The organism is Corynebacterium comes, assembly GCF_009734405.1.
In the GTDB taxonomy this organism is placed as follows: Bacteria; Actinomycetota; Actinomycetes; order Mycobacteriales; family Mycobacteriaceae; genus Corynebacterium; species Corynebacterium comes.
Map to the genome: position 1 here is coordinate 1,327,237 of NZ_CP046453.1, position 25,062 is coordinate 1,352,298.

20 protein-coding genes, 3 pseudogenes and 1 riboswitch are annotated in these 25,062 nt (G+C 66.9%); of the genes and pseudogenes, 9 read left to right on the forward strand and 14 right to left on the reverse strand.

Annotation, left to right across the window (positions count from 1 at the left end):
- Positions 1–53 precede the first annotated feature (53 nt).
- The 5 genes from secA2 to CETAM_RS06435 all read left to right on the forward strand — a co-directional run bounded on the left by secA2 (position 54) and on the right by CETAM_RS06435 (position 4,971).
- Positions 54–2,342, forward strand: a complete 2,289-nt coding sequence (gene secA2 / locus CETAM_RS06415) for an accessory Sec system translocase SecA2 (RefSeq protein ID WP_269076387.1) — start codon at positions 54–56, stop codon at positions 2,340–2,342.
- 120 nt (positions 2,343–2,462) lie between these two features.
- Complete coding sequence (odhI, locus tag CETAM_RS06420; RefSeq protein ID WP_156228054.1) at positions 2,463–2,897, forward strand: oxoglutarate dehydrogenase inhibitor Odhl; 435 nt, start codon at positions 2,463–2,465, stop codon at positions 2,895–2,897.
- A 21-nt stretch (positions 2,898–2,918) separates the two neighbouring features.
- A complete protein-coding gene (gene ftsR, locus CETAM_RS06425) occupies positions 2,919–3,677 on the forward strand; it encodes a transcriptional regulator FtsR (RefSeq protein ID WP_197085812.1) in 759 nt (252 codons plus the stop codon).
- A complete protein-coding gene (locus tag CETAM_RS06430) occupies positions 3,674–4,303 on the forward strand; it encodes a bifunctional nuclease family protein (RefSeq protein WP_156228056.1) in 630 nt (209 codons plus the stop codon). Before ftsR ends, CETAM_RS06430 begins: the two co-directional genes overlap by 4 nt.
- 122 nt (positions 4,304–4,425) lie before the next feature.
- Complete coding sequence (locus tag CETAM_RS06435; protein ID WP_156228058.1) at positions 4,426–4,971, forward strand: MerR family transcriptional regulator; 546 nt, start codon at positions 4,426–4,428, stop codon at positions 4,969–4,971.
- A gap of 74 nt (positions 4,972–5,045) precedes the next feature.
- Here CETAM_RS06435 and CETAM_RS06440 read toward each other — a convergent pair whose 3' ends face one another.
- From CETAM_RS06440 to gndA, 6 genes are all read right to left on the reverse strand, one after another.
- Positions 5,046–6,443: a hypothetical protein gene (locus CETAM_RS06440; protein WP_156228060.1), complete on the reverse strand. Its 1,398-nt coding sequence runs from the start codon at positions 6,441–6,443 to the stop codon at positions 5,046–5,048.
- A gap of 27 nt (positions 6,444–6,470) precedes the next feature.
- Positions 6,471–7,337, reverse strand: a complete 867-nt coding sequence (locus CETAM_RS06445; RefSeq protein WP_156228062.1) for a 3-methyladenine DNA glycosylase — start codon at positions 7,335–7,337, stop codon at positions 6,471–6,473.
- Entirely contained in the window at positions 7,330–8,358 is a 1,029-nt protein-coding gene (locus CETAM_RS06450) for a hemolysin family protein (RefSeq protein WP_407923967.1), read from the reverse strand. The genes CETAM_RS06445 and CETAM_RS06450 overlap by 8 nt, the downstream gene beginning before the upstream one ends.
- A 24-nt stretch (positions 8,359–8,382) precedes the next feature.
- Positions 8,383–9,762 carry a hemolysin family protein gene (locus CETAM_RS06455; protein WP_156228066.1) on the reverse strand — a complete coding sequence of 460 codons (1,380 nt, stop codon included), beginning with the start codon at positions 9,760–9,762 and terminating at the stop codon, positions 8,383–8,385.
- A 10-nt stretch (positions 9,763–9,772) separates the two neighbouring features.
- The gene (locus CETAM_RS06460; protein WP_156228068.1) at positions 9,773–11,122 is read right to left on the reverse strand and encodes a DEAD/DEAH box helicase; all 1,350 of its coding nucleotides are present in this window, start codon (positions 11,120–11,122) and stop codon (positions 9,773–9,775) included.
- Positions 11,123–11,286: 164 nt separating this feature from the next.
- Positions 11,287–12,744 carry an NADP-dependent phosphogluconate dehydrogenase gene (gndA, locus tag CETAM_RS06465; RefSeq protein ID WP_156228070.1) on the reverse strand — a complete coding sequence of 486 codons (1,458 nt, stop codon included), beginning with the start codon at positions 12,742–12,744 and terminating at the stop codon, positions 11,287–11,289.
- A 112-nt stretch (positions 12,745–12,856) separates the two neighbouring features.
- Between gndA and CETAM_RS06470 the strand changes: the two genes are divergently transcribed.
- Positions 12,857–13,306 (forward strand): PaaI family thioesterase, encoded by a 450-nt coding sequence (locus CETAM_RS06470; RefSeq protein WP_156228072.1) that lies wholly within the window; start codon positions 12,857–12,859, stop codon positions 13,304–13,306.
- 78 nt (positions 13,307–13,384) lie between these two features.
- On the opposite strand, the gene CETAM_RS06475 is transcribed toward CETAM_RS06470, so the two are convergent.
- Both CETAM_RS06475 and corA read right to left on the reverse strand, forming a co-directional pair.
- Positions 13,385–13,642 (reverse strand): hypothetical protein, encoded by a 258-nt coding sequence (locus CETAM_RS06475; RefSeq protein ID WP_156228074.1) that lies wholly within the window; start codon positions 13,640–13,642, stop codon positions 13,385–13,387.
- A gap of 177 nt (positions 13,643–13,819) precedes the next feature.
- Complete coding sequence (gene corA / locus CETAM_RS06480) at positions 13,820–14,908, reverse strand: magnesium/cobalt transporter CorA (RefSeq protein ID WP_407923960.1); 1,089 nt, start codon at positions 14,906–14,908, stop codon at positions 13,820–13,822.
- 76 nt (positions 14,909–14,984) lie between these two features.
- Here corA and CETAM_RS06485 point away from each other — a divergent pair, with 76 nt between their 5' ends.
- Both CETAM_RS06485 and CETAM_RS06490 read left to right on the forward strand, forming a co-directional pair.
- Positions 14,985–15,569 (forward strand): class I SAM-dependent methyltransferase, encoded by a 585-nt coding sequence (locus tag CETAM_RS06485; protein ID WP_156228076.1) that lies wholly within the window; start codon positions 14,985–14,987, stop codon positions 15,567–15,569.
- A 53-nt stretch (positions 15,570–15,622) separates the two neighbouring features.
- Positions 15,623–16,522, forward strand: a complete 900-nt coding sequence (locus CETAM_RS06490; RefSeq protein ID WP_156228078.1) for a TIGR01777 family oxidoreductase — start codon at positions 15,623–15,625, stop codon at positions 16,520–16,522.
- A 21-nt stretch (positions 16,523–16,543) separates the two neighbouring features.
- Here CETAM_RS06490 and CETAM_RS06495 read toward each other — a convergent pair.
- The 5 genes and pseudogenes from CETAM_RS06495 to CETAM_RS06515 all read right to left on the reverse strand — a co-directional run.
- Positions 16,544–18,070 (reverse strand): annotated as a pseudogene (locus CETAM_RS06495) (bifunctional hydroxymethylpyrimidine kinase/phosphomethylpyrimidine kinase); the annotation flags it as partial.
- Positions 18,059–18,158, reverse strand: a riboswitch (TPP riboswitch). (Overlaps the previous pseudogene by 12 nt.)
- Positions 18,159–18,166: 8 nt before the next feature.
- On the reverse strand, positions 18,167–19,030 hold the full coding sequence (pflA, locus tag CETAM_RS06500; protein ID WP_156228082.1) for a pyruvate formate-lyase-activating protein: 864 nt from the start codon (positions 19,028–19,030) through the stop codon (positions 18,167–18,169).
- A pseudogene (gene grcA2 / locus CETAM_RS14015) lies at positions 19,030–19,581 on the reverse strand (autonomous glycyl radical cofactor GrcA2). The gene pflA and the pseudogene grcA2 overlap by 1 nt, the downstream one beginning before the upstream one ends.
- Positions 19,561–21,444, reverse strand: a pseudogene (locus CETAM_RS06510) (pyruvate formate lyase family protein); the annotation flags it as partial. The pseudogenes grcA2 and CETAM_RS06510, both read right to left, overlap by 21 nt.
- Positions 21,445–21,659: 215 nt before the next feature.
- Positions 21,660–23,081 carry an NAD(P)/FAD-dependent oxidoreductase gene (locus CETAM_RS06515; RefSeq protein WP_156228088.1) on the reverse strand — a complete coding sequence of 474 codons (1,422 nt, stop codon included), beginning with the start codon at positions 23,079–23,081 and terminating at the stop codon, positions 21,660–21,662.
- Positions 23,082–23,251: 170 nt separating this feature from the next.
- Between CETAM_RS06515 and CETAM_RS06520 the strand changes: the two genes are divergently transcribed.
- The gene (locus CETAM_RS06520; RefSeq protein WP_231587609.1) at positions 23,252–24,556 is read left to right on the forward strand and encodes a class I SAM-dependent methyltransferase; all 1,305 of its coding nucleotides are present in this window, start codon (positions 23,252–23,254) and stop codon (positions 24,554–24,556) included.
- Positions 24,557–24,652: 96 nt separating this feature from the next.
- Here CETAM_RS06520 and CETAM_RS06525 read toward each other — a convergent pair whose 3' ends face one another.
- Positions 24,653–25,057 carry a DUF1003 domain-containing protein gene (locus CETAM_RS06525; protein ID WP_156228092.1) on the reverse strand — a complete coding sequence of 135 codons (405 nt, stop codon included), beginning with the start codon at positions 25,055–25,057 and terminating at the stop codon, positions 24,653–24,655.
- Positions 25,058–25,062: the final 5 nt, after the last annotated feature.

The following is a 25,062-nucleotide window of genomic DNA, read 5'->3' on the forward strand; positions in this document are numbered from 1 at the left end:
CCGTCTCAACTAGGGTGGTGACCAGTACTTGCAGGCCCACAGGAAGGTTCAACGTGGCATTCGACTGGTTCTGGCGGGCGATGGGGGCCCAATCGACCCGTAATCAGAAGCGCAGCCGCGCGATCGTCGAGGACGTCGGCGCGCAGACCGCTGAGCTGACCCGGCTTGACGACGCCGCCCTCGCCCAACGCGCCCGGGAACTCGCCGCAGGCGGTGAGATCTCCGATCCGGCGGCGTTTCTGGCGCTGCTGGGCGTCGCCTCGGAACGGACCCTGGGCCTGGCGCCCTTCCCGGTCCAGTCTCAGGCGGTGCTCCGTCTGGTGGAGGGCGACGTCATCCAGATGGCCACCGGCGAGGGCAAGACCCTGGTCGGCGCGATGGCGGCGACGGGTTTCGCGCTGACGGGTAAGCGCGTCCACGTGATCACGGTGAACGACTACCTCGCGGAGCGTGACGCCGAGTGGATGCGCCCCCTGGTCGAGTTCTTCGGCCTGCGCGTGGCCTCGGTGACGGAGAAATCGGATCCGGAGGAGCGTCGACAAGCGTACGCATCCGACATCGTCTACGGTCCGGTCAACGAGATCGGATTCGACGTCCTGCGTGATCACCAGATCACCCGCCGCGAGGACGCCGTGCAGGCCCCCGCGGATGTGGCGCTGGTCGATGAGGCCGACAGCGTGCTTGTCGACGAAGCCCTCGTCCCCCTGGTCCTGGCAGGAAGCCGCCCCGGACTGGAGACGGCGGGCCAGATCACCGACGTGGTGCGGCACCTGCGGGAGCGGGAGCACTACACCATCGACGACGACCGTCGGAACGTCTTCCTCACCGACGCCGGCGCCGACCGCATCGAGGGTGCCCTGGGCATCGACTCGCTCTACGACGACGAGCACATCGGCACCACCCTGGTGAAGGTGAACCTCGCACTGCACGCCAAGGCGCTGCTCATCCGCGACATCCACTACATCGTCGCCGACGCCAAAGTGCAGCTCGTCGACGCCTCCCGCGGCCGCGTCGCGGACCTGCAGCGCTGGCCCGACGGCCTGCAGGCCGCCGTGGAGGCGAAGGAAGGTCTCGACGTCACCGAGGGGGGCCGTATCCTGGACACCATCACCCTGCAGGCCCTCATGCGCAGGTACCCCATGGTGTGCGGCATGACCGGCACCGCCGTGGAGGCCACTGACCAGCTGCGGCAGTTCTACGACCTGCACGTCTCCGTCATCGACCGGAACAAGGAACTGACGCGTTTCGACGAGGCCGACCGCATCTACGCCACCATCGCAGACAAGAACCGGGCGATCGTCGAGGAGATCGCCCACCTGAACTCCACCGGCCAGCCGGTTCTCGTGGGCACCCACGACGTCGCGGAGTCTGAGGCGCTCGCGGAGGCCCTGACCGATCTGGGCATCGAGGTCAACGTCCTCAACGCCAAGAACCACGCGGAGGAGGCGCGCATCATCGCCGAGGCCGGCGACCTGGGGCGCGTCACCGTGTCCACCCAGATGGCCGGACGCGGCACGGACATCCGCCTGGGCGGGGCCGACCAGGCGGATCACGAGGCCGTCGCGGAGCTGGGTGGTCTGGCGGTGATCGGCACCTCCCGCCACCGCACCGCGCGCCTGGACAACCAGCTGCGCGGACGCGCAGGGCGCCAGGGGGATCCGGGGCTGTCGGTGTTCTTCGTGTCGCTGCAGGACGACGTGGTCGTCTCTGGCGGTGCGGGTGACTCCGTGACCGCCCAGCCCGACCCGAGCGGCCTCATAGATTCAGCGCGGATCCGTGACTGGGTCGGGCACTGCCAGCGCGTCACCGAGGGGCAGCTCCTGGAGATCCACTCCCAGACGTGGAAGTACAACCAGCTGCTCGCTGATCAGCGCGTCACCATCGACGAACGACGCGCCCGGCTGCTCGACAGCGATCAGGCGTGGCGTGAACTCGCGGAACGCCACCCGGAGCGTGCGGCGGAGCTGGCGCACCTGGCTGAGGCCACCCGGGTGCAGGCGGCCCGCGACATCATGCTCTTCCACCTCGATGACGAGTGGGCGGAGCACCTCGCCGTCATGGATGACGTGCGCGAATCCATCCACCTGCGTGCCATCGCCCGCGAAACTCCCATCGATGAGTACCACCGCATCGCGGTGCGCGAGTTCAAGGACCTGGCGCAACGGGCCGTCGACAAGGCGGCGGAGACATTCGCCACCGTCCACATCGACGAGGATGGCGCGCACCTGGTCGACGGGGGCCTCGCGCGACCCTCGGCAACCTGGACCTACATGGTCTCCGACAACCCGCTGGCGGGGTCCGGCAACTCGGTGATGTCCGGGATCGGCAACCTTTTCCGCTGATCAACGCACCCCTGGGATCCCCCGGGGTGCGACATCCGACCACTGACGCACTCATGTGGTCGTTGCAGTCGCTATGATGGCAACAAGTCACAGTCACGACGAAAGCGGAGGATTTATAAAATGAGCGAGAACACCGGTACTCCTGAGTCACAGGTCGAGACCACTTCGGTCTTCCGCGCCGATCTTCTCAAGGAAATGGAGTCCGGCGCAGGCTCTGCTCCCGCCGCAACCGGCGCCGATAATCTCCCTGAGGGCGCAGGTCTCCTCGTGGTCAAGCGAGGCCCCAACGCGGGTGCCCGCTTCCTGCTGGATCAGCCGATCACCACCGCCGGCCGCCACCCGGAATCGGACATCTTCCTCGACGATGTGACCGTGTCCCGCCGTCATGCCGAGTTCCGCATCAACGACGGTGAATTCGAGGTCTTCGACGTCGGTTCCCTCAACGGCACCTACGTCAACCGTGAGCCGCGTAACTCCCAGGTGCTCACCACCGGCGACGAGATTCAGATCGGCAAGTTCCGTCTTGTCTTTCTCGCCGGCTCGAAGAACGACTAGGAACGGTTGAAGTAGTTCACAGTGAGTGCTGTTCGAAAGTCGGCGGACGTCCGTTCGACCTCGACACACGGCTCCACCGGGGGTGCACCCCGGACAGTGAGGACCCTGTCCATCGGTAAGGTCCTCGAGGCGCTGCGTGGCGAGTTCCCGGACGTGACCGTCTCCAAGATCCGGTTCCTCGAGTCCGAGGGCCTCATCACGCCGCAGCGTACCGCGTCCGGTTATCGTCGTTTCACCGGCGACGATGTCCAGCGCCTTCGCTACATCCTGCTCACCCAACGCGATAATTATCTGCCGCTGAAGGTGATCCGGGAGCAGCTCGACGGCATGGATTCCGGCACTGTCACCGCAGTCCTCACTGCGGCCGAGACAGAGCCGATCGTCTCGGCCGACAACTTCCGCGCGCCGGCCGCCACGCGCCTGACCGACACGGATGTCGCCGAGCAGGCTGGCGCCTCGATGGAGAATGTCGTCGCGCTTCTCGAGGTCGGGCTGATCAAACCCGACGCCGCCGGTTTCTTCACCGCGGATGACGTGCGGGTGGTCACCACCGCCCAGGCGCTCAAGGGTTTCGGCTTCGATGAGCGGCACCTGAGGTCACTCCGCAACACCGCCAACCGACAGGCCGATCTCATCGGCCAGGTCGCCGGCCCGGTCGCCCGTTCCAAAGGCGACTCCGCCCGCCAGCGCGCCGAGGAGATGGGCCAGCAGATGACCGCACTGGTCGTCTCCCTCCACGCCAGCCTGGTCAAGAATGCCCTGCGGGAGGAGCTCTCATGACATTGATTCCTGTCGAATTTCACGGTGTCCACACCGTCGGCCCGGAGCAGTTCACCTGTGTGCTCCTGCGCTGGGCGGAGCAGAACCGCATTCTGCCGATCTGGCTTTCTCCCCTGGCTGCCGCAGAACTTGATGCGCGTGAAGGCGGCTACTCCCCGCGTCGCCCCGGCACGGTTGACCTGCTTCTCGATCTGATCAACCGGACCACGGGCAGCGTCACGGCGGTCAACATCATCAGCCACTTCGAAGGTGTTTTCATCGCCTCCATCGTGCTGGCCGACGGAGAGCAGCTCGATGCCCGCCCCTCCGATGCCCTGCTCGTCGCCCGTGCCCTTGAGCTGGAGATTCACGTGGAGGAGGACGTGCTCTCGCAGGTGGCCTTCTTCGTCTCGGACGAGGTCATGGCGGAATACTTCGACCTTCATTTCGATTCCGACCGGCCGAACGGGGGAGAGGATCTCTCCGCTTCCGGCGATGCTGAGGCGGACGCCGATTTTGAGGAGATGATGCGCTCCCTGGGCATGTCCGAATCTGACTTCTTCCGGGGCCCCGGCCCGCGGGGTGCCTCCGAGGATGACGGTGGAAATGACACCGGTGCGACCCGAGGTGATGACGAGGAGAAGTGAGTCCAGTCTCCCGGTGAAGGCGTGTCTTTAGGGCGTGTCTTCGGGTTACCCCTTGACGTTCGTCTAGTCTTGGACTTTAATGACGCAAAGGGCGCTTTTCCAAACCCCATGGGAGTAATTACGTGAGCACAATCGAATATCCAGTCCAGGAATCCCTGTTCGACCTCGGTCCGGGTGAGGAAGTGGGCTACCGCGTGCCTATCGCATGCCAGGTCGCCGGCATCACCTACCGCCAGCTCGACTACTGGGCGCGCACCAAGCTTGTCGTGCCCTCCATCCGCGGTGCCCGCGGCTCCGGCTCCCAGCGTCTGTACTCCTTCCGCGACATCCTCGTGCTGAAGATCGTCAAGCGTCTGCTGGACACCGGAATTTCCCTGCAGAACATTCGCCTCGCCGTGGAGAAGCTCCGCGACCGCGGTGCCAGCGACATCGCCGAGATCACCCTGGTGTCCGATGGCACCACCGTCTACGAGTGCCGTTCCGCCGATGAGGTCATCGATTTACTCGGCGGTGGTCAGGGGGTGTTCGGCATCGCAGTCCCGGGCATCATGAAGGAACTCACCGGGACCATCGCTTCTTTCCCTTCCGAGCGGGTCGAGGCCGACAACGAGCCCACCGTCATCGGCATGGACGAACTCGCCTCCCGTCGTCAGCGTAAGACCAGCTAGACCCCATTTTTCCCCAGCCGCCTTCCTCCCCGCCCAGCTCACGTGCGGTCGGAGGGGGGCGGCTTCGGCGATTCTCAGAGGCCGGCGGCTGCCCGCAGCCCGGCTTCGAGCTGGGCCGGGTCGGCGATCTGCGTGTGGTCGGTGAGTTCCGCGAGCAGGCCGTCCACCTGGCCACCACCGACGTGGACGGTCTCGACGCTGACGTCGGCGTCACCGACCGCCTCCGCGTAGGCCCGGCGGAAGGACTCGTCGTCCATGTCCTGGGCGGTGCCGCTGGTGATCAGGAGCACCCGGGCGGGTTCGCCGGTGGCCCGTGCCTGGTCCGCGGCGTTGGCTGCGGCGGCCACGAGAGCGGAGCGGGTCTGCGGGACACCCCCGGTGCCGAAGCGCACGATTGCGTCGGCGGCCTGGGCGCCGTCCGAGAAGTTGACGTTCCGGCGCCAACCCTGTGTCACTCCCGGGTTGAGCGGGGAGGAGTAGTTCCAGAGGGCGACCTGCTGGCCCCCCGCCCCCAGGTCGCGGGAGATCGGTGCAAGCGCGGCGGCGGAGGCCGCGTAGATGGAACGGTCCCCGAAGGCGGCGGTCGTACCTGCGGAGGTGTCGAGCAGGATGAGCGTGTCCACCGGCGTATTCGCCTCCGGTTCAGGTGCGGGGGTCTCGGCCTCGGTGGTTTCCTCGACCGCCACGTCCTGCGTCACGGCGGCCCAGGCAGCGGAGCGGTCCGGCAGGTCGGCGGGGACGTCCCCGGTGGCGTCGTGGAAATCGGCGAACGCGGCCGCCGCGCGGGTCTGTTCCTCCGTGATCCCGGTGACCTGGTTGAGGATGTGCGCGATGGTGACCACCTCGGCCCCCCGGACGTCGCGGGTGCTGCCGGCCCCCTTGTGGACGCCTGCGTCTGCGCCGACGGCGAGGATCTCGGCGTCGGAGTCGATGGTCATGTCACGGTCGCGCTGGATGAGTGCCGGGGCTCCGTCGCCGGCCAAGGCGACGGCGACGGCGACGGCGCTGTCCGGGTCCGTGGCCACGGGGTACGTGACGTCTGCCGGATCGACGTCGTCCAGTCGGGCGTCACCGCCGGTCCACAGCTGGGCGGTGTAGACGTCCACGGGAACGGTAGAGGAGACGGTACGCTCACCGAGTATCCCCTCTACTTCCGGGTTGTCCCGGGCGATCAGCAGCGCGGCGCCGTCAACGGAGTCGACCACCTCGGCGGTCACGCAGTGGTCGCGGACGACGGGGCCGGTCTCATTCCACTGGTTGATCAGGCCTTCAGCGAGACCCGGCGATGATTCGGCGACGGGAAGGACGAGGTCCCCCTGGATGCACTCCTGTGCCTGCGACTCGGGATCGGATTCGTCACGGAGGCTGAACCACCACACGAGTGCGGCGATGAGGGCGAGGATCACCACGCCGGCGACGATGACGTAGCCGGAGACGGCGAAATTGTTCTTGCCACTACTATGACGAGCCACGGGCTTGCCTTCCTGACGCGACGGACCTTAGCCCTGAAGTGTAGTGGCTTCCGCATGGTCGATGAGGGAGACAAGCCGGTCACGCAGCGGCTTTCCGCGTTCCGCCAGGCTGCGCTGTCGCTCGACGTACTCGGCCTTGCCCTCCGGAGTTTCGATGGCGACGACGCCGAATCCGTAGGCGCGGCAGTCGTAGGGGGAGGCCTCCATATCCAGCACGCGCGCGTCGACGGCCAGTTCGAAACAGTCGAGGAAGAGCTCGCCGGGCACCAGCGGTCCGAGTTTCGACGCCCATTTGTACAGGTCCATCGTCGCGTGGACGCACCCCGCCTGGTCGTGGGCGGGCTGGTCCTCCCGCTCCAGCACGGTGAGGTTCAGCGGCCGCGCGGCCGGGGTGAAGAACCGGAAGGCATCGAAGTGGGTGCACCGGATGCGGTGCTTCTCGACAACCGCGTCGCTGCCCGCCGCGCCCAGGCGCAGCGGCAGATCGTGGCGTGGGGAATCGGTGCGGTAGACCATGGCCCATTCGTGGAGACCGAAGCAGTCGAAGTGGGCGGGGTTGAGGTTGGTGCGGTGCAGGAGCTCGCGGATGAACATCAGCGCCTCGCCTCTTCGGGCCCAGAAGCCCTCGAGGTCGAGGGTGGTGCGGCCGTCCACGACCCGGTAGTCGCGCCACTGGGCGTGGGGTGGGTCGCCGGCGAGGTCAAGGCCCGGGCCGGGATGCCAACGGCGCAGGTGGGAGGGGCGGACGGGATAGTACTCGAAGAGGAAGTCGTAGACCGGGTGCTTCTCCTGGCGTTGACGCCGGGCGAGGTGGTCACGGGTGAGCCTGTCGGCGCGCTCCTCGTGGGCCTGCATGCGGTCGTGCCAGGAGGGGGCGTCGAGAAGCTCAGGCATCCTCGTGGGTCCAGTCGTTGACGGTGCCGACGTACTCCTCGATGAGATCCTCGAGGGTGATCACGCCGATGAGCTCGCCGCGATCACGGACCTGCGCCATGTGGGCGGAGCGCAGGTGGAGTTTACGCAGCGCCTCGTCCATGGTGCCGGAGCCGTCGACGATGGTCAACGGGCGGAGGTCGGTGCGCGGGATGTACTGCTCGGGGCCGGCGGTGGCGAGGCGGTCGAGGACGTCCTTGACGTGGATGTAGCCGAGGAAGGAACCGTCGGCGCCGGTGACGGGGAAGCGGGAGAATCCGGTCTCCACGACAGCCTCCTCCAGGTCGCCCAGGGTCGGGCCCTGGCGGCCGAAGGCCAGGGTGCGGACCTTGTCGAGCGGGATCACGACCTCCTTGAGGGAGCGCTTCTCCGAACGCAGGGCCTTGGAGAGGCGGAGGGTCTCCTCGGCGTCGAGAAGCCCCTCCTCGCGGGACTCCTTGATCATGAACGCCAGCTGAGCCTCGTCGACGGTGGTGTTGAGCTCATCCTTCTGCTCGATGCCGAAGGCCCGCAGCGTGATGCGGGCCATCCAGTTCATGAACTCGATCAGCGGGCGGGTGATCTTCACCCACCAGATCATGGCGGGGGTCAACCACAGCGCCAGGGTCTCCGGGCCGGCGATGGCGATGTTCTTGGGGACCATCTCGCCGAAGAGGATGTGCATGAACGTGATGAACCCCAGTGCGATGACAAAGGAGATCGGGTGAATCAGGTTGTCCGGGAGGCCCATCGCCAGGAAGGGCTCCTCGAGGAAGTGCGCCACCGCGGGTTCGGCGACCTTACCCAGGATGAGCGAGGCGATGGTGATGCCGAACTGCGCGCCGGCCAGCATGATCGACAGATGCTCGGTGGCGTAGAGGACCTTCCGGGCGCCCTTCTTGCCCTGCGCGATCAGCGACTCGATGCGGTCCTTGCGCGAGGAGATCAGCGCGAACTCGGCGGCCACGAAGAAGGCGTTGGCCGCGAGCAGTGCGACGACCATAAGGATGGTGGTGAAGACGTTCACTTACAGATACCCTTTCGCTTCCTCGTCAGTGATCGGGGTGAGGATCACCTTGTCCACCCGGCGGTCCTCCATGAGGGTGACCCGGGCGATCCACCTGCCGGTGATGCCGGACTCGAACTCGGCGTGTCCCGGGCGGTCAGCCTCCGGGAGCAGGAGCACGTCCTTGACGTTGGGGATCCTGCCCAGGGTGGCCATCACGAGGCCACCGAGGGTCTCATAGGGGCCGGACGGGGCGGTGTACCCGACGCGCTCGGACAGGTCATCGATGCGGACCAGGCCGGACACCTCCCAGGAGGAGCCGAATTTCTGGAAGTCCTGCTCGGCGTCGGCGTCATCGTGCTCGTCGTAGACCTCGCCGAGGATCTCCTCCACGACGTCCTCGATGGTGACCAGACCGGCGGTGCCGCCGTACTCGTCGGCGATGAGCACGACCTGGGAACCGGCGGCACGCACGGCATTGAGCACGGCGTCACCGTCGAGAGTGTCCGGCAGGACGGGGACCTTCCTCGCCAGCGACCCGAGGGTGGTGGTGGACCGGGCCTCCCGCGGAACGGAGAAGGCGTCCTTGATGTGGACCACACCGACCGTCTCATCGAGGTCACCCCGGGCGACAGGGAAACGGGAGTGACCGGTCTCCAGCGCCAGGGCGATGAGGTCATCCACGGTGTCCTCCGCCCCCAGGTAGGAGATCGTGGCACGCGGGGTCATGAACTCGTTGGCGGTGGCGTTGCCGAACTGCAGCGAGCGGCCGATCACCATCGCGGTGTTGACGTCCAGTCCGCCCTGTTCCGCCGAGCTGCGCACCAGGCTGCCCAGCTCCTGACTCGAACGCGCCGAGGCCAGCTCATCCGCCGGCTCGATGCCCAGTTTGCGGACGATGAAGTTCGCCGAGCGGTTCATCAGGTGGATGAAACCCTTGAACACGACGTTGAACACGTGGACCGGGTGGACCACGACCCGGGCGGTCTCCAACGGCATCGTGATGGCCACGTTCTTGGGCACCAGTTCACCGAAGACCATGGACAGGAACGTCGCGACGATCAGCGCCAGCACCAGCGCCACAGCCGAGGACGCCTGCGCCGTCAGGCCGACCAGTTCCAGCAGGGGAGTGAAGTACTTCGCCAGGATCGGCTCCGCCAGGAAGCCGGTCGCCAGGGTGGTCACGGTGATGCCCAGCTGGGCACCCGAAAGCACCAACGAGAGGTTCTGGTAGTCACGCTGCACCGCGAGGGCGCTGCGGTCGCCCTTCTCGCGCACATGGTTGTCAACCGTGGATCGCTCCAGGCCGGTCAGTGCGAATTCAATCGCGACGAAGAGACCGGTGGACGCCGTCAGTGCGACGAAGCCGAGAAGGGAGAGGATGCTTAAGAGTATGTCCATCAGTTATCGGTTAGGAGGAACGGCGGCTACTGCGTTGCCCCGGCGAGCCGGAACCGCCCGGGCGACCTGCTGATCGTCCGGTGCGGCCACGCTGGCGGGCGTTGCCCTGCTGCGCGGCTGCCCCCTGCCGTGGGGTTCGGGAGGACGGCTTCTTGCCCGGGGTCTGCTGCTGGCCGGGAGGCGTCAGCGGAGTGCCCGAGGGCACCCGTGCACCAGTGATCTTAGCCAACACATCGGAATCTGCGGTGACGCGTACCTCCGGGGCTTCGACGCCCGCCTTGCGCATCATGCCCTCGACCTCCTTGCGCTGCTCGTCCATGACGAGGGTGACCACGGTGCCGGAGTTGCCCGCGCGGGCCGTCCGGCCCGCCCGGTGCAGGTAGGCCTTGTGCTCGGCGGGCGGGTCGACGTGGACGACCAGGGAGACGTCGTGGATGTCGATGCCTCGCGCGGCGATGTCCGTGGCCACCAGCACAGGCACAGAACCGTCGGAGAAACCGGCGAGTGCGTTGGTCCGGGTGCTCTGCCCCTTGTCGCCGTGCAGTCCGGCGGCCTCGACGCCGACGCGACGCAGCTTCTTCACCTGCCGGTCCACACCGTGTTTGGTACGCATGAACATGATGGTCTTGCCTTCACGGGCACCGATCCGCAGGATGATGTCGTTGCGCTCGTCGCGGTCACCCACGAGAAGGCGGTGGTGCTCCATGGTGTCCACGGACGCCTCCACCGGTGCCGTCGAGTGCGTCACCGGGTCGGTGAGGTACCGGTCGATGAGCTTCTGCACATCGCCGTCGAGGGTGGCGGAGAACAGCAGCCGCTGCCCCGTCTTCGGGGTGCGGTCCATGAGGCGGCGGACCTGCGGCAGGAAACCCATGTCGGCCATCTGGTCGGCCTCGTCGAGTGCGGTGACCGAGACCTCGTCGAAGTGCAGGATGCCCTGGTCCAACAGGTCCTGGGCGCGGCCCGGGGTTGCCACGAGCAGGTCCACCGGGGCCGCCAGGGAGCGGATGTGGCGGTTGATGTTCACGCCGCCGACCACGTCGAGCGTGCGCAGACCGAGGGCGTTGGCGGGGGCGTCGAGACGCTCGCGCACCTGGACGGCAAGCTCACGCGTGGGGGTGAGCACCAGAGCACGCGGGTGCCCCGGGCGGGTGACGCCGGACTCGGCCAGACGCGTCAGCATGGGCAGGCCGAAGGTGAAGGTCTTGCCGGAACCGGTCGGACCACGGCCCAGCACATCCCGGCCCGCAAGCGCATCCGGGATCGCGGCCTCCTGGATGGGGAAAGGTTCGGTGATTCCCTGCCGCTGAAGTTCTCTCACGATGGGCAGGGGCAGACCGAGGTCCTTGAAAGTTGTCATTGCTGAGATTGTACGCTGTACAGCGCGGTTTTCCCGCACTGCCATAAGGAGGCGGGCATGGCACGCCCACTGCCGTTGCCATGGCAGGACGGAGCATCATCGACGTTCGTCCCGCCCCCGGCCGCAGTCACCTACGGCCGGGGGCGATCTCCTCCGTGATCGGACTAGTCGGTCTGCACCTCGGAGCGGTCACCGGACCACAGCGTGTGGAAGGTGCCCTCCTTGTCGATGCGCTTGTAGGTGTGGGCGCCGAAGAAGTCACGCTGACCCTGGATGATGGCGGCCGGCAGGCGCTCGGCACGCAGGGAGTCGTAGTAGGACAGCGAGGAGGAGAAGACCGGCACCGGCAGGCCCAGCTGGGTGGCCGCGATGACGACCTTGCGCCAGGAGTCGATCAGGCCCTCGAGCTCGCCCTTGAAGTACGGGTCCAGGAGCAGGGATGACAGTTCTGCGTTGGTGTCGTAGGCCTCGACGATGCGGTTGAGGAACTTGGCGCGAATGATGCAGCCGCCGCGCCAGATGGTGGCCAGGTCCCGGGGGTCGACATCCCAGTTGTGCTCGTCGGATCCCGCCTTGATCTCGTCGAATCCCTGGGAGTAGGCGACCAGCTTGGAGGCGTAGAGGGCGCGGCGGACGTCCTCGACGAACTCATCCTTGTTGAGGCCGAGCTGTACGAAGTCCTGCAGGGCGCCGGTGGGCAGGTTGCCCTGGGCGGCCTTGCGCTGATCGAGGGAGGATGAGAGGGCGCGGGCGAAGACCGCCTCGCCGATGCCGGTGGTCGCCACACCGAGGTCGAGGGCCTCCTTGACGGTCCATCGACCGGTGCCCTTCTGGCCGGCGGCGTCGAGGATGACGTCGACGAGCGGGCTGCCTGTCTCGGCGTCGACCTGTCGCAGCACCTCTGCGGTGATCTCGATGAGGTAGGAATCCAGGTCGCCCTTGTTCCACTCGGAGAAGACGTCGGCGATCTCCGCCGGCTCCATGCCCGCACCGAAGCGGAGCAGCTGGTAGGCCTCGCCGATGACCTGCATGTCGGCGTATTCGATGCCGTTGTGCACCATCTTGACGAAGTGGCCGGCGCCGTCCGGGCCGATGTGCGTCACGCACGGGGTGCCGTCGACGTTGGCGGCGATGGACTCGAGCAGCGGGCCGAGGGTGTCCCAGGATTCCTTCGGGCCGCCCGGCATGATCGACGGGCCGTTGAGGGCGCCCTCCTCGCCGCCCGAGATTCCGGCGCCGACGAAGTGACGGTTGCGGTCCGACATCTCCTTCTCGCGGCGGATGGTGTCGGTGAACAGCGCGTTGCCGCCGTCGATGATGATGTCGCCGTCCTCCATCGCGTCGGCGAGCTGGTTGATCACGGCATCCGTGGCCCTGCCCGCCTGGACCATGATGATGGCCTTGCGGGGACGCTCGAGGGAGGCGACGAAGTCCTCGATGGTCTCCGAGGCGATGAAGTTGCCGTCGGAGCCGTGCTCGTCGATGAGCGAGCGGGTCTTCTCGGGGGAACGGTTGTAGACGGCGACGGTGTGGCCGTTGCGGGCGAAGTTGCGGGCGAGGTTGGATCCCATGACTGCGAGTCCGACGACGCCGATCTGGGCGAGATTCTCAGGGGTGCTCATGCCTCCGGATTCTACGCACTGCGTGACTTTTCTTCAGACACCTGGTGCCAAAGATCATATCTTTCCACTAGTTGCAGCTGGGTGGGCGGTCGGATCGGTAGGATCTCCGACCATGACCGGGAAGACCATCAGAGATCTCATTTCCGCGGCCGCAGACGCCCCCGAGGGCATCGGTGCGGAGGCGCTGGAACTCGTCAACGCCGGGATCGGCGGGCTCGACCGGACGCTCGGCATCCGGTACACCTTCATCGGCAACGGCAGGGTGGGGGCCGAGATCGACGTCGACGAACGGCACCTCCAACCCGTCGGGCTGGTCAACGGCGGAGTGTTCTCCGCGCTCGCGGAATCCGCCGGATCGCTGGCCGGCATGGTGGCGGCGGAGGGCAGGATCGTCGTCGGCGTCAACAACAACACCGATTTCATCGCCTCCGTCCGGGACGGGGCCATCCAGGCCGAGGCGACCCCCATTCAGGTGGGCGGACGCACTCAGGTGTGGCAGGTCCTCATGACCAACGGTGGTCGCCTGGTCGCCCGTACGACGCTGCGCACCATGGTGCTCTGAGTCTGGGCCCGTTCACACGTCGGAACCGCCCCGCGCAGTGCGGGGCGGTTCCGGAGGAGCTGGGGGCCGGGCGTTCCCCTACCAGGAGGAGAGGAAGACGTTCCGGCGGGAATCGTTCTTGCCGTGATCCCGGTTGTCCCACTTGCCCTTGTTGCGCTCGTCGCGCTTCTTGTCCCAGGGGTTTTTGTGGTGGTTCTCCTTCTTGCAGTGGCCCTTGACCCATTCGTAGCCACGATCGCACTTGTACTGCGGGGTGGCGGAGGCCTGCGGGGCGATGATTGCGGAGGTGGTGAGGGCCGCGCCGATGGCGAGGGCGGCGATGCGCTTCCTGATCATGGTGATTCCCTTTCGGAGGAGGGTGAAACTGGCTGGGGTTCTCGGATGCCACCGGTTCCGGGTCTTCCAGCGCCCTACCGGCGGTACACCCATGATAGGTGACCTGCGCCACAATTATCAACCATCAGAAAAATTGCATACAGTCCCCGTCCGGCGCGGTCGGGGAGTCCCGTAGGTCTACAGCCAGTTGTTTCGGCGGAACCACCAGAACATGACTCCCACGATCAGCGCGATGAGCCCCAGAGCGATGTAGTAGCCGTACCGGTGCTCCAGCTCCGGCATGTGCTCGAAGTTCATGCCGTAGATGCCCGCGATGAGGGTCGGTGCGGCCGCCATGCCGACCACCGCGGAGATCGTGCGCATGTCGGTGTTCTGCTGCATGGTGATCTTCGCGACCGACGCGTCGATGAGCGCCGTGAGCCGCTCGTCATAGCCCGCGATCTGGTCCTTCACCGTCATCTCATGGTCGAGGACGTCACGGAAGTAGCTGCGCAGCTGCTTGCCCAGGATGTCTCGGTTCTCGGCGATCAGCGAACGCAGCGCGGGCGCCAGCGGGTCGGTCGAGTGCCGCATCTCCAGGATCTCGCGTTTGTACATGTAGATCTGCTCGATGTTGAAACGCGACCCCGGGGTGAAGACCTCTTCTTCAAGATCATCGACGGCCCGCTCCAACTGCTCGGCGATCCGGCTGTATTCGTCGACCAGGTGGTCGGCCACCCGCCAGGCCAGTGCCGCCGGACCGAGGGACACCAGCTCCGGTGGGTGAGTCAACTCGTCCGACAACTCGGGCATCTCCGCGCCGTGACGCACCGTGATGATGAAGTTCGGGCCGATGAGTATCTGCACCTCACCTGTCGTGATGAGCTCACGCGTATTCCCCTCGGTGGCGTCCGCCCAGAAGTTGACGGAACGGACTACCAGGAACAGCTGGTCGTCATAACGCTCGACCTTGGGGCGCTGATGGGCGGTGACCGCGTCCTCCACGATCAGCGGATGGATGCCGAACTCCTCCGCGACCCGCTCCATCTGGTGTGCATCGGGTTCCTGCAGCCCCAGCCACACGAAACCGTTGCCGTGCTCACGGACCTCCTGCAACGCGGAGCTCACGTGATACTCGCCCGGCCGTCTCATCCCGTCGGTGAAGACACGGCAGTGATCGACGGCCCGCTCCAGCGGCACCCGGAACGGTGGGCGCTCCTGCGCAGGTTGAGAATTCCCGTTCTTCCGCACGAGGGGAGGCAGGGCACGTTCAAACGGACTGGGCACTGTGGCAGTCTCTCTCCTGGGCCGGGCTCATGGACGACCACCAGCTTATCCGGTCGACGTTCCTATACTGGATCGCATGCCTACCTGGACTGACGTGACCTCGCAGAATCCCGACCACTCGGAGAACTATGCTCGCCGCTGGCAGATGATGATCGACCAAGGCCAGGACATCGACGGCGAAGCCCGGCTTATCGACGCCCTCGTACCCCGCGCCGCCCGCATCCTCGACGCCGGCTGCGGCCAGGGTCGGGTCGGCGGCTACCTCGCGGCCCGTGGCCATGAGGTGGTGGGCACCGACATCGATCCGGTGCTCATCGGGTACGCCCGGGACCGCTACCCGGACGCGACGTGGGTGGTCGGTGACCTGAGCGCCGACGAGATCCCCGAGGGTGATTTCGACCTGGCCGTCTCCACCGGCAACGTGATGGGGTTCCTCGCCGCGGACGGCAGGCTGCCCGCGCTGTCGAACATCGCCCGGTCACTGCATTCCGGCGGCCGTTTCGTCGTCGGCTTCGGGGCCGGCCGCGGCTGGGGCTTCGATGACTTCCTGGCCACCGCCCGTGAGGCCGGGCTTGAGCCGGAGAACGTCTTCGAGTCCTGGGATCTGAAGCCTTTCACGGAGGACTCGGACTTCCTCGTGGCGATCTTCACCCGGCCCTGAATCCCCGACCGGCAGACTCGAACCCCTACCCGTAGCCCACAGAAAGCACCCACATGGCCCCCACCAGAATCATCATCTCCGGCGCGTCCGGACTGATCGGATCCGCCCTCACCACGTCGCTGGAAGCCGACGGCGTTGAGGTTGTCCGGCTCGTACGACGTCAGCCCCGCAACACCGGTGAAGCGTTCTGGGATCCCGGCCGCGGCGACCTCGATCCCGCCCTGCTCGCGGGTGCGGACGCGGTGGTCAACCTCAACGGCGCCAGCATCGGGAAACTCCCGTGGACGCGGAACTACCGCGAGGTTCTCCGGGCGTCACGCCTGGCACCCACCCGCACGCTCGCCGACGCCGTCCGCCAGCTGGGCGAGGACGCTCCGATGCTGGTGTCCGCCTCCGCCGTCGGCATCTACGGCGACCGCCCCGGGGCCACCCTCACAGAAGCCAGCGGCGCAGGTGAAGGCTTCCTCGCCCAGCTCTGTGTCGACTGGGAGGAGGAGGCCCTCAAAGCCGGCCCCCGGGCGAAGGTGGCGCTGCTGCGCACGGCGTCCCTGCTGCACCCGGAGGCGGTGCTCAAGCCACTGATTCCCCTCACCCGATTCGGTCTCAGCGGCCCCCTGGGCACCAGCCGCCAGATCTGGCCGTGGATCTCCCTGGAGGATGAGGTCAGGGCGATCCGCCACATCATCGACCACCGCATCACCGGGCCGGTCAACCTCAGCGGACCGACCCCGGCCAGCGCCCGCGACATCGGCCGGCACCTCGCGCAGCGCCTGCGCCGCCCCTACCTGCTCCCCGCACCGAAGTGGGCGCTGCGCCTGGTCCTCGGCCGTGACGCCGCTGAGTCCCTGCTGCTGGCCGACGCGACGGTGGAGCCGAAGGTGCTCACGGACTCCGGTTTCCAGTTCACAGCCCCGACCGCGGGCTCAGCCATCGATGACGCGCTCGGGCACTGACGCCGCGCCGACCCGTGCCTGCTACCAGGCGCGGTCGGCCTGGGCGAAGAACTCCCGCTCGTAGACGCAGGCGTTGAGGTAGGTCGCCATCGCCTGCTCACGCTCGGCGGGGGAGGCTGACGCAAGGGCACGCTCGGTGCGGGCGATGGCGCCACGCGCTCCCGTGATGAACTCCTCGCCGGCATAGGTCTTGAGCCACGCGTGGTACGGGTGCTCCGGGTGGTTGTCCTTCATCAGCTCGAAACCGATCTCCGCGTAGAGCCAGTAGCAGGGCAGCACCGCGGCGGCCCCCACGGCGTAGGGCTCCACGGCACAGGAGGCGACGAGGAAATTGGTGTAGGCCAGCGTGACGGGGGAGGGGGCGGTGACCGTGACGCCGTTGGCGCCCAGCCAGTCGCGGTGAAGCTGCGCTTCCCCGGCGAGCACCCCCATCGCGCCCTCTGACCAGCCGATCTGCCCCTCCTGGTCGGTGGCGTTCGCCGAGAGCAGTGCCAGCGCGCGGGAGTACCGGTTGAGGTACTGGGCGTCCTGGTCGAGGTAGAAGGCGAAGTCGCGGGGGCGCAGCGTGCCGCTGCGGAGCTCACGGATGAACGTCAGGTCCATGATCTCGCCCCAGACCTCACCGGTGGCCTCCCACATCGCCTGCGTGTGGGGTCCGGCCGGGACAAGGTGCGGGGAGGGTGCGGGGAGGGTCGGCAGGGGGCCGGTCAGGTGCGGCCACGGGGTGGTGTCTGCGGCAGCTTCGAGACGGCGCGTCCGATGGAAGTGGTCGACCGGACCGTGACCGCTGCCCACGTCGAGGGCGTCGGCGTTGCTGATCGAATCATGAAGCCAGCGGGTCGACCACTCCAGCGCCTCATTGACCGGCTCACCAGAGGCGATGCGGGTGGCCAGGGCGGCGGACAGCGAACAGCCGGTGCCGTGGGTGTTCTTTGTGTCCACCCGCCGAGTGGGCACGTGGTGGACGGTACCGTCCGGGTGGACGACGGCATTGTCGGCCGCGGAACCGGTCAGATGCCCACCCTTGACGATGACCACCGTGTCCGTGTCCCCGGCCAGCCCGGCAGCCTGGGCGATGGCCTCGTCCAGATCGGCGGCCATCGTGGTGTCGCAGAGCACGGCCAGCTCGCGCAGATTGGGGGTGATCACGTCGACGTGGCGGATGAGGTCGCGGACACCGGCTTCCGCGTCCTCGTCGAGCAGGCGGTCACCGGAGCTGGCCACCATGACCGGATCCAGGATGACGTGGGGGACCGGGTGAGCGGCCAGCGTCTCGGCGACGACGGCGACGGTCTCCACGTCCCCGAGCATGCCGATCTTCACCGCATCCACGGTGACGTCATCGAAGACGCAGGCGAGCTGCTCGCGGAGAAACTCGTGGGGCGGGGTGTGCACGGAGCGGACCCCGTGGGTGTTCTGTGCCACCAGTGCGGTGACGGCGGCCATGCCGAAACCCCCGGCGGCGGCGATGGACTTCAGGTCCGCCTGGATGCCGGCACCTCCGGTCGGGTCGGTGCCGGCAATGGACAGAACGCGTGGCTGAGTCACGACAATCCCTTCGCTAGTTCTAGCTAGAGCAGGTTCCATGGGTATGTTCTCAGCACAGCCCTGCAGCCGTGCACCCCAATGTCGTGGACGACCCTATCAGTAAGTGACGATCCCCCGATCGAGGAAAACCTGGCGGGTCGCCGCCAGCGACTCCGGCGTCGGGGGCTCCGCGTCCTCCAGGTGGTAGGGGATACCCAGCTCACGCCACTTGTCCGCACCCATGTTGTGGAAGGGGAGCACCTCGACCCGCTCGACGTTGGGCCAGCGGGCGACGATGTCGGCCACCTGAGCCACGTTCTCCGGATCATCGGTCAATCCCGGGACCAGCACGAAGCGCACCCACACCGCCTTGCCCAGGGCGGCCAGCCGGTCGCCGAAGTCGATCGTCGGCTGCAGGGACCGGCCGGTGACCGTGCGGTAGGTGGCCTCGTTGCCGGACTTGACGTCGAGAAGCACGAGGTCGATGTTCGCCAGGTCCTCCTCCGTCAGGCGGGCGCCGAGAAAGCCGGAGGTGTCGATCGCCGTGTGGATCCCCGCCTGGTGAACCGAGGCGAGCACCCGTCGGGTGAAGGCGAGCTGGAAGAGCGGCTCGCCGCCGGAGATCGTCAGGCCGCCACCCGTGGCCCGGAAGACGCGCTGGTAGCGCCTGACGCGCTTGACCACGTCCTCCACGCGCTCGAGGGTGCCGGAGCGCATCTCCATCGTGTCGGGGTTGTGGCAGTACCGGCAGCGCAGCGGGCAACCCGTGAGGAAGAGGGTCATCCGGGTGCCGGGTCCGTCGACCGCGGTGACCATCTCCCAGGAGTGCACGAGGGCGACGTCGCCGGTGACGCGGGCGTCGAGAAGCTCCGGCCGGGTGAGGTCCCCGGCGGTGCCGCCGAGGCCCGCGGCCACCCCACGGACCTTCTCACCCACCGACGGGGTGAGGCTAACCTCGCCGGTGACACCGTCCCGGGCCACTACGCTCCCTGGTGGAAGGTACGGGAGATGACGTCCCGCTGCTGCTCCCTGGTCAACTTGACGAAGTTCACCGCGTAGCCGGACACCCGGACAGTCAGGTTGGGGTAGTTCCCGGGATTGGCCATCGCGTCCTCGAGCGTGGACTTGTCCAGGACGTTGATGTTGGCGTGGTACAGGCCCGATTCCATGTTGTGGGCGGAGCGGGAGGCCTTCATGTCGGCCATGCGCTCGTCAAAGGTCTTGGTGGACATTGGGGGCTCCTAGTTGTCGTCCATGATGAAACCGGCGTCGAGGATGCCGACGAGGTTGGTCACCTGCTCGGCCTTGGTGCGGCCGAGACCGGAGGGGGTGATGGTGTTGGTCAGGGAGATGCCGTCGAGGGCGTCGTTGTAGTCGAGCTTGCCCACGGACAACATGGAGGCGACCATGCCGTGGGTGTCGGCGCCGTTGCTCGGGTTCGCGCCGGGCGAGAACGGGGTGCCCGCGCGGTGACCGTCCGGGAAGTTGCCGGTGGCCTTGCCGTACACGACGTTCGAGGTGATGGTGAGCACCGACTGGGTGGGGATCGCATCGCGGTAGAGCGGGATCTCCCTGATCTTGGCCATGACGGTGTGGACGATCGTCGCGGCGATGTCGTCGGCACGGTCGTCGTCGTTGCCGTACCGGGGGAACTCACCCTCGGTGAGATAGTCGACGACCAGGCCGGTTTCGTCGCGCACAGGGGTGACCCTGGCGTACCTGATGGCGGACAGGGAATCCGCCACGATCGAGAGGCCGGCGATGCCGCAGCCCATGGTGCGGATGATCTCCGAGTCATGCAGGGCCATCTCGATGGCCTCGTAGGCGTACCTGTCGTGGGACCAGTGGATGATGTTCAGTGCCTCCACGTAGGTGCCGATCACCCAGTCGAGCATCTCCTCGTACTTCGCCCACACCTCGTCGAAGTCGAGCGGTCCGTCGCCCTCGACGGGTGCGAACGCGCCGGGCAGGGTGATTTGCCTGCCGGTCACCTCGTCCCGGCCGCCGTTGATGGCGAAGAGCAACGACTTCGCGGCGTTGACGCGCGCGCCGAAGAACTGCATCTGCTTGCCCACCTTCATCGGCGAGACGCAGCAGGCGATGGCGGCGTCGTCGCCCCAGCGGTCACGGATCTGCTTGTCCGACTCGTACTGGATTGAGCTGGTCTCGATGGAGATGGCGGCGCAGAACTCCTTGTAGCCCGCCGGCAGCGCATCGTCCCAGAAGACGGTGATGTTCGGCTCCGGAGCCGGGCCGAGGTTGCGCAGGGTCTGCAGGAGACGGAAGGAGGTCTTCGTCACCTGCGGACGGCCGTCCTCCATGAACCCGGCGTCAGACCAGGTCGCCCAGTACGGGTCGCCCGAGAAGATCTGGTCATAGTCCTCGGTACGCAGGAAGCGGACGATGCGCAGCTTGATCACCAGGGCGTCGATGATCTCCTGGGCGTCCTCCTCCGACAGCGTGCCGTCGGCCAGGTCGCGCTCGAAGTAGATGTCGAGGAAGGAGGACAGCCGGCCGATGGACATCGCGGCCCCGTCCTGGGACTTGATCGCCCCCAGATATCCGAAGTAGGTCCACTGCACGGCCTCCCGCGCGGTGGTGGCCGGTCCGGAAATGTCGTGGCCGTAGGACTGCGCCATCACCTTGAGCTTCTTCAGCGCCTTGATCTGCTCGGAGTGCTCTTCACGGTGGCGGGCCCAGTGCTCCGAGAAACCCTGCGCGTGCACGGCATGCTTCGCCGCCTCCTTGTCCTGGATGAGCTTATCGACGCCGTAGAGCGCCACCCGACGGTAATCGCCGATGATGCGGCCCCGCCCATAAGAATCCGGCAGACCGGTGATGATGTGCGCGGAACGGGCGGCGCGGATGCGCGGGGTGTAGACGTCGAAGACGGCCTCGTTGTGGGTCTTGCGGTAGCGGGTGAAGATCTCCCGGATCTTCTCGTTCGGCTCCTTGCCCACCTCCCGGATGGCCGCCTCGACCATGCGCCAGCCGCCGTAGGGCATCATGGCGCGTTTGAGCGGGGTGTCCGTCTGCACACCGACGACGATGTCGTCGTCGTCGGAAATGTAACCGGGGCCAAAGGCGTCGATGTCCGCCGGGGTGTCCGTGTCGACGTCGTACACGCGTCGTTCGCGCTCGACGGACAGGTAGTGGTCCTCCAGGTGCCGCCAGGTGCGCAGCGTCTTCTCCGTGGGGCCGGCCAGGAAGTGTGCGTCGCCGGTGTAGGGGGTGAAATTGCGCTGGATGAAATCGCGGACGTCGATGTTGTCGACCCACGGACCTTCAGCGAAACCTTCCCGGGCCCGGGTCGCGGGTGGGGTGATGGTGGTCACGTGTCTACCTCTCAGGGTGGGATGAAAGACGGTGGAATGCTCGGTTACCTGTGGCGACACCGCTGCCCCTCACGTCCCTTTCAGTGCCGCGTCCACCGGCGGGAACCCACCGGCCGGGCGATGTCAAGCGATGCGTGCCGCAACCATTGCCCATTATATCCCCTTGTGCCGTCGCCACACGAGATGAGGTATTACCATTAAAACGGGACGGGCCCGGAGGGGACGTATCCCCTCCGGGCCCGTGCCCGGACCGCGGTGACCTGTCGGCTCTGTGCCTAGCGGATCTGCTTCTTGCCGGTGAACTTGGTGGTGTCACGCAGCTCGATCGGGGTGTCTCCCTCGATCTCGGAGGTGAACTCCTGGAGCTTCATCAGCGCGGTACGGGAGTGCAGCTGCTGCCGGGTGGTGGCCAGGTTGTATCGCTTCGGGACGACGCTGTTGAGGCCCCAGTTGAGCATGGAGACCAGGCGGTTGCGGAAACCCACGAGGAACAACACGTGCACGCCCAGCCACAGCAGCCAGCCGATGAAACCGGTGACCTCGACCTTGCCCATCTTCACCACGGCACTGAAGCGGGACACGATCGCCATGGAGCCCTTGTCGAAGTACTCGAAGGCGACGCGCTGATCGGGGGTGGAGCGGCCGGCGACCTCATCGGTGATCTGCTCGGCGGCGTACTGGCCGCCCTGGATCGCGACCTGGGCCACGCCCGGCAGGTTGTTGTAGTTCATCATGTCGCCGACGACGAAGACGTTCTTGTGGTCGCCCACGGTCAGGTCGTGGTTGACCATGACGCGGCCCGCACGGTCCATCTCGGCGCCGGACTGGTCGGCGATGAGCTTGCCCAGCGGGGAGGCGGACACACCGGCGGACCAGATCTTGGTGAAAGCCTCGATGGTGGTTTCGGTGCCGTCGACGGAGTTCTTGTACGTGACGTTCCTCTCGTCGACGTCGGTGACCATGGCGTTGAGCCTTACGTCGACGCCGAGCTTCTCCAGCTGACGCTGGGCGTAGCGTCCCAGTCGCTTGCCGAAGGGCGGCAGCACCTGCGGGGCGCCGTCCAGCAGGATGATCTTCGCGGAAGCGGGGGAGAAATTGGAGTACTCGCCCGTGAGGGTGCGGTGGGAGAGCTCAGCCAGCTGGCCGGCCAGCTCCACACCGGTGGGGCCGGCGCCGACGATGACGAAGGTGAGGAGGCGCTCACGCTGCGCCGGGTCCTTGGCCAGCTCGGCGCGCTCGAAGGCGCCGACGACACGGGCCCGGATCTCCAGTGCATCGTCGATCGTCTTCATGCCCGGCGCGAACTCGGCGAAGTGGTCGTTGCCGAAGTAGGACTGTGAGGCGCCGGCGGCGATGATGAGGGAGTCGTACTCGAAGGTGCGGGTGTACGCGCCCAGCGAGGTGGTCACGACCTGGTCCTCGAGGTTGATGTCGGTGACCTCACCCTTGACCACGTTCGCGTTGTCCTGGCCCTTGAGGACCTGGCGGATCGACGGTGCGATCTCACCGGAGGACAGGATGCCCGTGGCCACCTGGTACAACAGGGGCTGGAAGAGGTGGTGGTTGGTCCGGTCAATGATCGTGATGTCGACGTCGGCGTTCTTCAGCTCCTGGGCGGCGAAGAGGCCACCGAAACCGGAGCCGATGATGACCACGTGGTGGCGGCCGCCCCCAGGGCGGGAAGGTGTGTGCTTCATTAAAATCAGTTCCTCATCTGCCTAGCGGGAATCAACGGCTCCATCGTATCGGGTTCCTGTCACCAACATGGTCGTGGGAGTGGCAATTCTTATGGTCAACCCCGGTTCCGGACATGGAAATGGGGAGGTTTTCGTGTTTCCCGACAGTGCGGGGGTTAGGATCGTCGGTTGTGAGGCATCCCCATCTGGCGGCGATCGACGCTGCGGCATGGCCCGGTCTGGCCGAAGTCCCGGCCGGAAGGCTCATTGACCTGCGCGCACGTCTGGCTGAGGCGTCATTCGCACGCGCCTGCGCGAACGCTGATCTGACCCTGGATCCGTCCGGGGAGCCGGATCTCGTGGTCGAACACGACGCCCTGTTCGCCCGACTGGCGGTATCCGGCTGGCTCGGGCTGGCGGAAGGCTACATGGCGGGGGAGTGGCGCTCGGATCATCTCACGGATGTCCTCGCGGCGTTGATCCGCACCGGCTACCGGCCCCGGGTGGGCATCCCCGGCAAGGTCGCCTCCCCGGGGCGCTACAGCGGCGGGGAACTGCCGACCGAACTCGTCAGGCTGAGTTCCGGTGAAGGTTTCAGCGCCTTCGGCGGGGTCTTCGCCTCCGGCGTTCCGACGACCGTCCGCACCGCCGTCCCCAGCCACGTCCCGGGCCATTCCCGCGGCCGCGGCCTGGCCACACACTTCGTCGATCTGACGACCTTCTCCGAGCCGGTGGACGTCGACCGGGAGGATCTCGGAGACGCCCAGACCCGGACGGTGACGATGCTTCTCGACGCCGCCCGCGTCACCGGCGGCACCCACCTGCTGGAGTACCCGGGCGCGGGCGGAGCGGTGGCGATCGCGGCGGCGCACAGACGGGCGACCGTCGATACGCTCACCGCCGACCCTGCGCAGGCACGCGCGGTGACCGAGCAGCTCATGCTCGCCGGCGTCGACGCCTCGGTACACACCGCGGTCATCGACCGCCCCGTACCCGGGCCACGGGACTGGCGGGGCAGCTACGACGCGATCGTGTCGGTGGAGAAACTGGAGGTCCTTGACGAGGACGACCGGGTCGCCTACATCCGGGCGCTGGACAGGTTGCTCACCATCGGCGGTTTCGTCTCCATGCAGTCGGTGATCGCCACGGACGCATTGAGCCCCGTCGCCCGTGGCGCGCTTGATGCGCTCCGCGCCTACGTGTGGCCGGGGCTCGATTACCCGACGGCCACGGACGTCCACCGACTCACGGACCGCGAATCGGGACTGCGGGTCGTGGCACAGACCCATACGGGCAGCCATCACCAGCGTTCCCTGGCGATGCAGCGCTCACTGTTCGAGGGGCAGTCCAGGGAGGCGGCGGCAGCGGGTTTCGACGCGGTATTCCGCCGCCTCTGGAGCTACCAGTTCGCCCTGCGCGAGGCGCTGTTCCGCCTGGGCATGCTGGACACGGTCCAGTTCACCCTGACCCACAGGAACAGGAGGGGACGCCGGTGAGTGCCGGGCCATCCGGCCATGCCGTGTGCGTGGGTGAGAACGTCGAACTACACGCCCGGGCAGTGACTGCCCACCAGCTGTGACCCGAAGCCGCCTTCACTCCTGCGTGCGGCCTTCCGCCCGCAGCTGACGGATGAGCTCCAGCTGCTCCCGATTGATCTGCAGCAGCAGCTCAATCTCCTCCTTCGCCGCCGTGTCAGTCTCGAAATCGTGGCGGGCCATGGCCGCCGAGATCGCATCCTGTCTTTTCGCTGCGATGAGCAGAATCGCGCCCTGAAGTCCCGCCAGCATGGACAGGAACAGGTTCAGGAGAATGAACGGATACGGATCCCAGGGCCTGCCTGTCACTACATTCGCTACCGTCCACGCCGCCATGGCCAGGAGGAAGGCGGCCACGAATCGCCAGCTTCCCATGGCGTTGCGGAGAACGTCAGCGGCACGCTCACCCCGGGTGAGGGACCTCTTGTGGTCCGTATGCCAGTCATTCCTTTCCTGGGACATGGCTC